An 11,818-nucleotide genomic window follows, 5' to 3' on the forward strand; every position below is an offset into this window, starting at 1 on the left:
TGCGCTGCCACGACCGTCCCCCGAGGAGCTGACCGCCGGTGCGAGCGACTCTGCGCTGGGCGCACTCCGATCTGCGGACGCACCGCGGCGAGGCGCTGTTCCTGGTGCTCGCCACCGCGGGCATCGTCGTCTCCCTGCTGCTGGCCGCGGCCCTGTTCGGGTACGCCACCAATCCCTGGCAGCGGGTCTTCACCCAGGCGCACGGCGCGCACGTCACGCTGCACACCACCGCAGCCGCCGACGCCGGGAGACTGGCCGGTCTGGACGGGGTGGAGGCCGTCGCCGGCCCCTACCCGGCGGCCTCGCTCACCCTCGCCTCGCAGGCCGGCCGTGCCTCCGTGGAGCTGCGCGGCACCTCCGCCGAGCCGCGGGTGGGCCGCCCGCTGGTCACCTCCGGACACTGGCTGGACCCGGCCGCCCCGGACGGGGTGGTGCTGGAGAGCCGGCTCGCCCGCGCGCTGCTGACGGCCCCCGGCGACACGCTCACCGTGCCCGGCACCGCGCGGAAGCTCACCGTGGTGGGCATCGCCGACAGTGCCGAACCCCGCTACCGGCCGGGCGAGCGCACGGGCCTGGTGTGGGTTCTGCCCCCGGCCGTGCCGGACCCGGACAGCCAGGTGATGGGGCTGCGGCTGACCGACCCGGGCGACACCGGGTACGCGGTGCAGCGGGCGGTGACCGAGCTGGGCGCCGGGGCGATCGGCGAGGTGGCCACCTGGCAGCAGGCGCGCGCCGAGGCACAGGGTGACAACCGGCTCCTGGGGCAGGTGCTGGGCCTGTTCGGGCTCGGCGCGCTGGCCGCCGCCGGATTCGCCGTGCACGGGGCGATCGCCACCCGGATCCGGGGGCATCTGCGCGACCTCTCCATCCTGAAGGCGATCGGCTTCACGCCCGGTCAGGTCGTCCGGGTCTTCCTGGTCCAGCACCTGGTCTACGCCCTGCTCGGGGCGGTGGCCGCCGCCGCGCTCACCGAGGTGCTGGGCAGTGCGGTGCCGGGGCGGCTCGGCGACGCGGTAGCCGTGTGGCAGGGGCTGCCCGGTCACACCGTGGCACTGGTCACGGTGCCGGCCGGGGCGGTGCTGTTCATCGGCGCGACCACCGGCCTGGCCGCCTGGCGGGCGGGCCGGGTGCCGCCGGTCCCGGTGCCGCGGCCCGCGGCCTCACCGGCGGGCCGGCTGAGCGGTGTGGCGCGGCGGGCGCTGGGAGCGCGGGTGCCGCCGGCGCTGGTCCTGGGCTGGCACAAGGCGTTCGCCCGCCGGTCGCGCTCACTGGGCGCGGTGGGCAGGCTGGCCCTGCCGCTGCTGCTGATCGTCGTGGCGCTGAGCGCCTGGACCACCATCGACCGCTTCCACACCAGTCCCGAGCGGATGGGCCTGCCCACCGCGCTCGGTGTCCGCGCGGACGCCTCGCTGGGCGACCGGGGGACCCGTGCCCTGCTGGAGCGCGATCCGCAGGTCGCCGCGGCCTACCCGGGCGTGGAGGTGGCCGCGCTGGTCCCCGGCCAGACCGCGACCATCGCCCTGCGCGGACTGGGCACCCAACGGGAGCCGTACCCGTTCACGCTGGCCGAGGGCCGCGCCGCGCGCGGGCCGGACGAGGCGGTGGCCGGGCAGGGCCTGCTCGACCTGTTGCACGTCCAGGTGGGCGACTGGGTGCGGATGACCGTCGGCGACCAGCCGCAGATCCTGCACATCGTCGGCCGCAGCATCGAACCGGAGAACGCCGGCCGGGTCATCTCCACCTCGCTCGACACCCTCCGCGCCAACGACCCGGACCTCAGGCCCAGCCTCTACCAGCTGCGGCTGGAGCCGGGTGCCGACCCGGACGCGGTCGCCGCCCGGCTGGCCTCGGCGGGCCGCGGTCACCTGGAGGTGCACACGGTGGCCAATCCGGCGGACGGGCTGTCCCCGCTGCGCGCGGTCGTGCTCGGGCTGATCGTGATCCTCTCGCTGATCGGGCTGATCGAACTGCTGACGGCCATCGGCGGCACGGTCCGTGAGGGCGAGCGCGATCTGCTGGCGCTCAAGGCCGTCGGGCTCTCCCCCCGCCAGATCACCGCCGTCACGGTCACGGCCACCGCCGGTACGGCCCTGGCGGCCGTGCTGCTCGCCCTGGCCCTCGGTCTGCCGCTGGCGCACTGGCTGATCGACGCGCAGGGGAGATCGAGCGGTATCGGCGCCGGGATCGCCCAGGGGCCCTCACCCGTGCTCCTGCTGCTGCTCGGGACGGCCGCCGTGCTGGGCGCCGGCGCCCTCGCCGCTCTTCCCGCCGCGCGAGCGGCCCGACGTCGTCTCGCGGACACCCTGAGCGCGGTGGCCTGAATTCGCCCCCGCCGCCCTTTCCCGTCCCGAACCCGGGGCTCCGCCCCAGACCCCGGCTCCTCAGACGCCGGAGGGGCTGACTTCCAGCCCCTCCGGCTCCCGGACCTGGGGCGGAGCCCCCGGGGGACGGGACCGGGAAGGGGCGGCGGGGGCGGCATACGAGGCCCACGGCCACCGTCCGCTCACCCGCGTAGGGTCAGCGCCGGCCGCGTGGGGTCAGCGCCGGCCGCGCAGCTCCCGGTAGGTGGCGACCAGGGCCTTGGTGGACGCGTCCAGGCCCGGGACATCCGCGCCTTCCGTGAGCGCGGGCTCGACGCGCTTGGCGAGGACCTTGCCGAGTTCGACGCCCCACTGGTCGAAGGAGTCGATGTTCCAGATCGCGCCCTGTACGAACACCTTGTGCTCGTACAGGGCGACGAGCTGGCCGAGCACGGACGGCGTCAGCTCGCGCGCGAGGATCGTGGTGGTGGGGTGGTCGCCCTTGAACGTCTTGTGCGGGACCAGTTCCTCCGGCACCCCTTCCCCGCGCACCTCCTCCGGGGTCTTGCCGAAGGCGAGAGCCTGCGTCTGAGCGAAGAAGTTGGCCATCAACAGGTCGTGCTGCGCCTTGAGTTCGTCGCTCAGCTCGGCGACGGGCTCGGCGAAGCCGATGAAGTCGGCCGGGATCAGCTTCGTGCCCTGGTGGATCAACTGGTAGTAGGCGTGCTGCCCGTTGGTGCCCGGCGTGCCCCACACGACCGGGCCGGTCTGCCACTCCACCTCGCGCCCGTCCCGGTCGACGTACTTGCCGTTGGACTCCATGTCGAGCTGCTGGAGGTAGGCGGTGAACTTCGACAGGTAGTGGGAGTACGGCAGGACCGCGTGCGACTGCGCGTCGTGGAAGTTGCCGTACCAGACGCCCAGCAGGCCCAGCAGCAGTGGCACGTTGGACTCGGCGGGGGCGGTGCGGAAGTGCTCGTCCACGGTGCGGAATCCGTCGAGCATCTCCCGGAAGCGGTCCGGGCCGATGGCGATCATCAGCGACAGCCCGATCGCCGAGTCGAAGGAGTAGCGGCCGCCGACCCAGTCCCAGAACTCGAACATGTTCGACGTGTCGATGCCGAAGTCGGCGACCTTGCCGGCGTTCGTCGACAGGGCGACGAAGTGCTTCGCGACGGCGTCCTCTTCCCCACCGAGGGAGTTGAGCAGCCAGGTCCGCGCCGAGGTCGCGTTGGTGACCGTCTCGATGGTGGTGAAGGTCTTCGACGCGACGATGAACAGCGTCTCGGCCGGGTCCAGGTCCCGGGTCGCCTCGTGCAGGTCGGCGCCGTCCACGTTGGACACGAAGCGGAGCGTGAGGTCCCGGTCGGTCCAGGCGCGCAGCACCTCGTACGCCATGGCGGGGCCCAGGTCGGAGCCGCCGATGCCGATGTTGACGATGCTGCGGATGCGCTTGCCGGTGTGGCCGGTCCATTCACCGGAGCGGACCCGGCCGGCGAAGTCGGCCATCCGGTCGAGGACGGCGTGCACGGCCGGTACGACGTTCTCCCCGTCGACCTCGATCACCGAGTCCCGGGCGGCCCGGAGCGCGGTGTGCAGCACGGCCCGGTCCTCGGTGGTGTTGATCCTCTCGCCGCGGAACATGGCGTCGCGCAGCCCGAACACGTCGGTGGCGGCGGCCAACTCCCTCAGCAGCCGCAGGGTTTCGTCGGTGACCAGGTGCTTGGAGTAGTCGACGTACAGGTCACCGACCCGGAGGGTGTACCCGGTGCCGCGGCCGGGGTCGGCGGCGAACAGTTCGCGCAGCCGCGCCTCGCCGAGTTCCTCACGGTGCTTGGCCAGTGCGGTCCATTCGGGCGTCTGATTGAGCCTCGTACGGCCGTCTGCGTTCATCTCGGACTTCAGCCTTCTTCCTTGGGTGTCCCCGCTGTGCCGGCTGTTCCCAACCTAATTGATCAGCGGTGAAGAAGGCCGGAGGAGTCCGGGGTCCGGAACCGGCCCGTCGGAAGCACCCAGGACCTGCCCGCAGGTCCTGGGTGCGCCGCGGCCGGAAAGGCCCTAGATCTCGCCCCGCAGCTTGGCGAGCGCTTCGGCGAGGATCGCCTCGCCGTCCGCGTCACTGCGGCGCTCCCGCACGTAGGCCAGGTGGGTCTTGTAGGGCTCGGTACGCGGCGGGTCCGGAGGGCTGTCGCGGTCCTGCCCGGCCGGGAATCCGCAGCGGGGGCAGTCCCAGGTATCGGGCACCTGCGCGTCGCTCGCGAAGCTCGGCTGTGTCTCGTGCCCGTTGGAGCACCAGAAGGAGATGCGCAGCCGCGGCGCGGACTCGCCGCGCTCGGCCTCGCCCATCGGCCCCGCCCCGACCCGGCTTCCCCGGATCGCGTTGCCACTTGCCACGGTCGTAACTCCCTGCGTGATGGTGCCGCGAAGCGAGTCGGCCTTCCGCTTCGCCGCGGGCGCCTCAGTCTACGTAAGGCCCAACGCGCGTCCAGTGATAGGAGTTACCTTCCCTCGCTCCCAGACGCAAGCCCCATGATAGGCAAGCGCTCAGCCGCGCGTACCGAACATGGGGCCTCAACCGGAAATGCGAGCGGAATGCGCCCTCGGGTCAGTTGTTCGTCTTCATGGTGATGCCGAGCACGACGATGCACGCGAACCAGAGCAGACCGACCACGACGGTGATCCGGTCGAGGTTGCGCTCGGCGACCGAGGAGCCGCCGACGGAGGACTGCATGCCACCACCGAACATGTCGGAGAGACCGCCGCCCTTTCCCTTGTGCATCAGCACCAGCAGCATCAGCAGCAGGCTGAAGACGATCAGGGCGATGGTGAACCCCATAATCACGGCTGGACCAACTTCCTCGGACTCGGATGGACGACGCGGGGCCCAGCACACTGCTGGACCCCGCAAGGGTACGACGAATCGCCGTTACCGCATACTCACTGGTCGCGGAATCGGGCGATCTTGACGAACTCGTCGGCGTCCAGCGAGGCGCCGCCGACCAGCGCACCGTCGATGTCGGCCTGCGCCATGATCTCGGCGACGTTGCCGGACTTGACCGAGCCGCCGTACTGGATGCGGACCCGGTCGGCCAGCTCCTGGGTGTAGAGCTCGGCGATCTTCCCGCGGATGGCGGCGCAGACCTCCTGGGCGTCGTCGGCGCCGCAGACCTTGCCGGTGCCGATGGCCCACACCGGCTCGTAGGCGACGACGACCGTCTCGGCCTGCTCGGCCGGCAGGTCCTTCAGTCCGCCCTCGACCTGGGCGAGGGTGTGGGCGACGTGGTTGCCCGCCTCACGGACCTCCAGCTCCTCGCCGACGCAGAGGATCGGGGTGATGCCGTGCTTGTAGGCGGCCTTCACCTTGGCGTTGACGATCTCGTCGGTCTCGGCGTGGTACTGCCGGCGCTCGGAGTGGCCGACGGCCACGTAGGTGCACTTCAGCTTGGCCAGCATGGAGCCGGAGATCTCGCCGGTGTAGGCACCGCCGTCGTGCGCCGAGATGTCCTGGGCGCCGTACTTGATCTTCAGCTTGTCACCGTCGACCAGCGTCTGCACGGAGCGCAGGTCGGTGAAGGGCGGCAGGACGGCGACCTCGACGGCCTCGTAGTCCTTGTCGGCCAGGGCGAAGGCGAGCTTCTGGACGTGGGCGATGGCCTCGAGGTGGTTGAGGTTCATCTTCCAGTTGCCCGCCATCAGCGGCGTGCGGCCTGTTTCCAGTGCGGTCATGTGAGGGTCAGTCCTCCAGTGCGGCGAGGCCGGGGAGCGTCTTGCCCTCGAGGTATTCGAGGGAGGCGCCGCCTCCGGTCGAGATGTGGCCGAATGCCTGCTCGTCGAAGCCCAGGGTACGGACCGCGGCGGCGGAGTCTCCGCCGCCCACCACGGTGAAACCCGGGGAGTCGATGAGGGCCTGGGCGACCGCCTTGGTGCCCTCGGCGTAATCGGGGTGCTCGAAGACGCCCATGGGACCGTTCCAGAAGACGGTGCCGGCGTCGGCGAGCTTCGAGGCGTACAGCTTGCGGGTCTGCGGGCCGATGTCCAGGCCCATCCGGCCGGCCGGCATGGCGTCCGCGGCGACGGTGTCGGGGTGGGCCGGCGCCTTGGTCCTCATGTCGGGGAACTCGGCCGCGACCAGGGTGTCGACCGGCAGCACCAGTTCGACGCCGGTCTTCCCGGCGCGCTCCATGTACTCCCGTACGACCGGGATCTGGTCCTCCTGCAGCAGGGACGAGCCGATCTCGTGGCCCTGGGCCTTGAGGAAGGTGTACGCCATGCCGCCGCCGATGAGGATGCGGTCGGCCCTGCCGAGCAGTTGGTCGATGACGGCGAGCTTGTCGGAGACCTTGGCGCCGCCGAGGGCGACCACGTAGGGCCGCCGGACGTCGTCGGTGAGCTTCTTCAGCACGCCGACCTCGGTGGCGATGAGGTGTCCGGCGTAGTGCGGCAGCCGCGCCGGGAGGTCGAAGACCGAGGCGTGCTTGCGGTGCACCGCTCCGAAGCCGTCGCCCACGTACGCGTCGGCGAGGGCGGCCAGCCGGTCGGCGAAGGCGCCGCGCTCGGCGTCGTCCTTGCTGGTCTCGCCGGCGTTGAAGCGCAGGTTCTCGATGACCGCGACCTGTCCGCCGGCGAGGCCGGCGACGGTGGCGGTGGCGGAGTCACCGACGGTGTCGGTCGCGAAGGCGACGTCGGCGCCGAGGAGTTCACCGAGGCGCGCGGCGGCCGGGGCGAGGGAGAAGGCCGGGTCCGGGGCGCCCTTGGGGCGGCCCAGGTGCGAGGCCACGACCACGCGGGCGCCCGCCCCTGCGAGTGCCCTGACGGTGGGCACCACGGCGCGGATACGGCCGTCGTCGGTGATGGCGGTGCCGTCCAGCGGCACGTTGAGGTCGGCGCGGACGAAGACCCGCTTGCCCGCGACGCCTTCGGAGAGGAGTTCGTCGATCGTCTTCATAGGGGCTCCCTGGCTAGAGCTCGTGTTCGGCTGAGCTCGTGATCGCTCGTGATCGCTCGTGATCGAAGAAGAGCGGCTGTTCCGATACGTGCGTCAGGGCTCGGCCCGCGCGTTGCCGCACCGGCCGAGCCCTGCACTCATATCAGGCCGTCTGCTCCACGATCAGAGCTGGTTGCCCACGAAGACCGTCAGGTCGACCAGGCGGTTGGAGTAGCCCCACTCATTGTCGTACCAACCGATGATCTTCACGCTCTTGCCGTCCTGGACCATGGTCAGGGACGAGTCGAAGGTGCAGGACGCCGGGGCGTTGACGATGTCGGAGGAGACGATCGCGTCCTCGGTGTACTCGAGGTAGCCCTTCAGCTCGCCCTCGGCGGCCTTCTGGAAGGCGGCGTTGACCTCTTCCTTGGTGACCTCGCGGCCGAGCTCGACGACCAGGTCGGTGACCGAGCCGGTCGGGACCGGGACGCGCATCGCGATGCCGTCCAGCTTGCCCTTGAGCTGCGGCAGCACCAGCGCGGTGGCCTTCGCGGCACCGGTGGTGGTCGGGATGATGTTCTCGGCGGCGGCACGCGCGCGACGCAGGTCCTTGTGCGGGAAGTCGAGGATCCGCTGGTCGTTGGTGTACGCGTGCACCGTCGTCATCAGGCCCTTGACGATGCCGAAGTTCTCGTCCAGCACCTTCGCCATCGGCGCCACACAGTTGGTGGTGCAGGAGGCGTTGGAGATGACGTGGTGGTTCGCCGGGTCGTACTGGTCGTGGTTCACGCCCATGACGAGGGTGATGTCCTCGTCCTTCGCCGGGGCGGAGATGATGACCTTCTTGGCGCCACCGGTGATGTGCTTGCCGGCGTCTTCCTTCTTGGTGAAGATGCCGGTCGACTCGATGACGATGTCGACTCCCAGCTCGCCCCACGGGATGTCGGCGGGGTTGCGCTCGGAGAGGACCTTGACCGTCTTGTCCCCGACGGTGATGGTGTTCTCGGTGTGCGAGACCTCCTGCTTGAGGCGGCCCAGGATGGTGTCGTACTTCAGCAGATGTGCAGTGGTCGCCGTGTCACCCAGGTCGTTGACGGCCACGATCTCGATGTCGGCGCCCTGCTCCAGCAATGCGCGGAAGTAGTTGCGACCGATGCGGCCGAACCCGTTGATGCCTACGCGGATCGTCACGAACCGATCTCCTCGTTGGTACGCCGGCTGTGACGCCGGCGAGCTGTATTTGGGATGTCCCCGACCACTGTCGACCCTACCCCTCCGGGACCCTGGCCGTGACATCGAGTTGCCCCATACCCGGCAGGGCGGTCCGTACCCGTCAGTAGGGTACGGACCGCCCGTGCCGGCAGCCCCTTCTCACCTCGTTCCTCCACGGAAGGCGGTGTGCCGGCGGCCTGCCGTGTTCACCTGCCGAGGGCATCCAGCGCCCTCCTCAGCAGCGCGGACCGGTCGGCCGCGGACGTCAGGTGCTCCAGACCGAAGCCCAGCAGCACGGTGTCGCCGGTGGTGACCGCGCCGTGGGTCCGGAACAGTGCCCCGGTGCGTGCCCAGTCCTTCAGCACGGCCGGACTGCCCGCGGGCGGCCCGGACGCCTGCCAGGCACCGAGCGAGGCCTCGAAGCCCTCGGTCCCCGCCGCCGTACCGCCGACGACCAGGGAGGCCTCGTCCGCGAGGACGCCCCGGCCGCCGCTGCCCGGGTCGGTGACGTAGGCGAGGGACACCTCGACCGTTCTCCCGGCGTAGGCGCTCAGGTCGAACTCCACCTGCCGCCAGCCCGCGGAGGAACCGGTGAGGCTGTTCCAGGACCCGGTGGTGCCGGTCGCGGCACAGCCGTCGTCGGACAGCGTCAGGTAGTGCTCCAGCCAGGGATGCCCGGCCAGATAGAACCCGGCCGCGCACTCGGCGGGCACGGTGGTGCGGGTGGCGCCGCCCGCTTCGGGGAGGGTCGTCCAGTCGCCGGCGCCGGAGGTGTGCGCCTCGGCGATGACGTTGTCGTAGCCGGGCTCGGTGTCCCACAGCAACTGGGTGCGCAGGGTGGGCCGCTCGGCCGCGGTGGTGCCGGTGAGGTCGATGGTGCGGGTGAGGCGCTTGTAGCCGTCGTCGGTGTGCACGGCGGCGGCCATGTACGAGCCGGCGTAGGGCCCGTACGGGTTGACGGTGCCGGGGTACTGCCCGGCACCGGCGCTCGCGAACCGGGGGTAGCGGTCGGCGGGCAGTTCGTCGGAGGTGACGGCGTAGGTGCCGGCCCGGTCCAGCGGGTTGCCGGGCGCGTCGCCCAGCGGGCCGGTGAAGCCGCTCAGCGCTCCGTCTCCGGTGAAGCCGGTGACTTCCGGGGCCGGAGTGCGGCTGTAGGCCCCCAGGTAGTACTGGCTGAAGTCGTCCGAGAGGGTGCCGTCCCCGAGGTCGACGCTGCCGCCCGCCTGCTCGCCCGCCTCGATCAGCCGGCCGCCCTCGTTGAGGAAGGCCCGGAGCTGGAGCTGGGTGGCGACGCCGGGGGTGGCCGCGCCGGTGTGGTGCACGACCGTGCGGAAGTGGCTCAGCACGCCGAGGGCGTCCGGGGCTCCCTGCTCGGCGACGTCCCAGACCGCCGCGCGGTGGCCGCTCGCCCTGAGCGCGTCGACGTACTTCCGGCTGTGAGTGGCCTTCGCACCCTCTTCCGAGACGACGAGGACGTCCGCGCGGGGGCGTGCGGACACGGTGTAGGTGAAGTGCCCGCCGGTGACCTTGCTGCCCCGGCGGGCCTCGCCGGTGAACCAGACCTCGACCCTGTCGCCGGGCTTGCCGTGCCGCACCTTCGCCCGGTACTCGTCGAAGTAGAGGTTGTCCTCACCGCCGTACCGCTCGCCGCCCTTGAAGCGCCTGAGGTCCGCGCCGTGCGTGCGGCCGCCGTTGACGCGGTACTCGAGCTCCTTGTCGCGCAGGGCCTTGCGGACGACGACGGAGACCTCCTGGGCGGCGCCGCGGGCGTACGACGCGGTGAAGGGCGCCGGGGTGAAGTCCGCGGCCTCCAGACCGACCGGGGAGGACGGCCGGTCGGGGTGGGCGGCGGACTCGGCGACGGAGAGCGCGAACGGGATGTTCTTGGCGAACTCCTGCTGGATCAGCCGCTCGTCGTCGGGGAAGTTGAAGCCCGACCGGCAGTCGCGCGCGTTCCACCCGTCGCCGGGGTCGGCGTCGGACACGGTCTGGCAGGTCGACATCTCGGGCGTGAACATCGCCATGCCGTTGACGTTGGCCGCGTGGCCGTCGGCCTCACCGTTGGTGGTGTAGAGCTCCGAGGAGAGCTGCGGGTGGTAGCCGGGGATCGCGGAGTTGCCCGGCGTGCCGGCGAGGGCCTCGTAGAGGACGTCGTCGGGGGTGGGTGTGGCCACCTGCCAGCCCACTCCGTAGAGCAGGAGTTCCGCCGCGGAGTGGTAGTTGATGCCGTACGTGAAACCGATGCGCTTCTGGAAGGCGTCGACGGCCCTGGTCTCGGGCTCGGAGCCGGGGCTCGCGCCGCGGTAGGTCTGGCTGGTGGGGTGGGGGGACGAGCCCTCGTCGTCGTAGCCCCACTTGTAGGGGAAGTTGCGGTTGAGGTCGACGCCGTCGCCGGTGCCGATGGCGCCGTCGCCGTTGACGTCACGCAGGTTCTTGCGCCACAGACGGTTGGCGTCGCCGGCGAAGGTGTGGTCGTAGCCGTCGGGGTTGGCGGAGAGGACGAACCACAGTTCGGTGGTGTCGACGATCCTCTTGATCCGCTTGTCCGTCTGGTAGGAGTCCAGGTAGTGGTGCATCAGCCGCCGGGTCATCTCCGGGGTGATCCACTCGCGCGCGTGCTGGTTGGACATGTAGAGCACGGCCGGCCGGGAGCCGTCCCCGGTCTCCCTGGCCTTCCTGGTGAGCTTCAGGGCGAGGATGTCCTGGCCCCGCACCGTCCTGCCGATGGAGACGACCTTGGTGAGACCGGGGTGCTCCCGCGCGGTGCGGAGGATCTCCTCCTTGAGCCCGCCCTTCGCGCCGTACGGGCGGAACACGCCCTCGGCGGAGTCCTCGACCCGGGCCTGCGCGCGGGCGGAGAGGGTGTGCTCGGTGAGGTCGACGCCCTGTCGCTCCAGCTTCTGCGCCTGCCCTTCGGTGAGGTAGACCTCGACGGTGGCGGTGCCCGTCTCGGGCACCCGCTCGCCGAGTTCGTGGCCGTCCTGGCCGGCCGCCAGCAGCAGGGGGACCTGCCGCTCGGTGACGTCGGCGCGGAAGACCTTGACCTCCTCGGGGCCGGGAGCCGCGGGGTCACCGGGCTGTGCCTGGGCGATGGGTGCAAGACTCGCTCCGCCGATCAGGAGCGTGCCGACAGCGAGGATCGATCTCGCTCTGTGTCTCATGAGCCCCCCAGAGAGTGGTCCGCCACAGCGGCGAACAGATGCCAGGCTCATGACACACCATGATCGAGTCAAGGGCGCCACCACGACACACGGCGACCGGTACCGGCCACCCAAGTGGGTGCCGGCGACGCAGCTCTGATCACCCGTCAGACAACTCGACGGTCAGACCGGCCGGCCTGACGGGCCGGGACCACGGGCGGAGCACCACCCGCCGGCGCAGC

The 11,818-nt window shown here is 71.2% G+C and carries 8 protein-coding genes; 1 reads left to right on the top strand and 7 read right to left on the bottom strand.

Annotated features, from left to right (window positions below):
• Positions 1 to 38 precede the first annotated feature (38 nt).
• Positions 39 to 2,321: an ABC transporter permease gene (locus tag HTV45_RS07395; protein WP_215204821.1), complete on the top strand. Its 2,283-nt coding sequence runs from the start codon at positions 39 to 41 to the stop codon at positions 2,319 to 2,321.
• A 216-nt stretch (positions 2,322 to 2,537) separates the two neighbouring features.
• Here HTV45_RS07395 and pgi read toward each other — a convergent pair whose 3' ends face one another.
• From pgi to HTV45_RS07430, 7 genes are all read right to left on the bottom strand, one after another.
• Positions 2,538 to 4,193 (bottom strand): glucose-6-phosphate isomerase, encoded by a 1,656-nt coding sequence (gene pgi / locus HTV45_RS07400; RefSeq protein WP_215204822.1) that lies wholly within the window; start codon positions 4,191 to 4,193, stop codon positions 2,538 to 2,540.
• A 165-nt stretch (positions 4,194 to 4,358) separates the two neighbouring features.
• Positions 4,359 to 4,694: an RNA polymerase-binding protein RbpA gene (locus HTV45_RS07405; RefSeq protein ID WP_079110552.1), complete on the bottom strand. Its 336-nt coding sequence runs from the start codon at positions 4,692 to 4,694 to the stop codon at positions 4,359 to 4,361.
• Positions 4,695 to 4,905: 211 nt separating this feature from the next.
• On the bottom strand, positions 4,906 to 5,136 hold the full coding sequence (gene secG, locus HTV45_RS07410; RefSeq protein WP_215204894.1) for a preprotein translocase subunit SecG: 231 nt from the start codon (positions 5,134 to 5,136) through the stop codon (positions 4,906 to 4,908).
• Positions 5,137 to 5,237: 101 nt separating this feature from the next.
• The gene (gene tpiA / locus HTV45_RS07415) at positions 5,238 to 5,993 is read right to left on the bottom strand and encodes a triose-phosphate isomerase (protein WP_215204895.1); all 756 of its coding nucleotides are present in this window, start codon (positions 5,991 to 5,993) and stop codon (positions 5,238 to 5,240) included.
• A 40-nt stretch (positions 5,994 to 6,033) separates the two neighbouring features.
• On the bottom strand, positions 6,034 to 7,245 hold the full coding sequence (gene pgk, locus HTV45_RS07420) for a phosphoglycerate kinase (protein ID WP_215204823.1): 1,212 nt from the start codon (positions 7,243 to 7,245) through the stop codon (positions 6,034 to 6,036).
• Between the two features lie 162 nt (positions 7,246 to 7,407).
• Positions 7,408 to 8,415 carry a type I glyceraldehyde-3-phosphate dehydrogenase gene (gap, locus tag HTV45_RS07425; protein ID WP_215204824.1) on the bottom strand — a complete coding sequence of 336 codons (1,008 nt, stop codon included), beginning with the start codon at positions 8,413 to 8,415 and terminating at the stop codon, positions 7,408 to 7,410.
• Between the two features lie 227 nt (positions 8,416 to 8,642).
• A complete protein-coding gene (locus HTV45_RS07430; protein WP_215204825.1) occupies positions 8,643 to 11,597 on the bottom strand; it encodes a M14 family metallopeptidase in 2,955 nt (984 codons plus the stop codon).
• Between the last annotated feature and the right edge of the window lie 221 nt (positions 11,598 to 11,818).

Origin of the sequence: Streptomyces sp. CHD11, assembly GCF_018638295.1 — a bacterium.
Lineage (GTDB): Bacteria > Actinomycetota > Actinomycetes > Streptomycetales > Streptomycetaceae > Streptomyces.

Bases quoted from the DNA above. Each gene is read 5' to 3' on its own strand.
- pgi (WP_215204822.1), bottom strand. From the start codon at position 4,193: ATGAACGCAGACGGCCGTACGAGGCTCAATCAGACGCCCGAATGGACC.
- secG (WP_215204894.1), bottom strand. From the start codon at position 5,136: ATGGGGTTCACCATCGCCCTGATCGTCTTCAGCCTGCTGCTGATGCTG.
- tpiA (WP_215204895.1), bottom strand. From the start codon at position 5,993: ATGGCGGGCAACTGGAAGATGAACCTCAACCACCTCGAGGCCATCGCC.
- pgk (WP_215204823.1), bottom strand. From the start codon at position 7,245: ATGAAGACGATCGACGAACTCCTCTCCGAAGGCGTCGCGGGCAAGCGG.
- HTV45_RS07430 (WP_215204825.1), bottom strand. From the start codon at position 11,597: ATGAGACACAGAGCGAGATCGATCCTCGCTGTCGGCACGCTCCTGATC.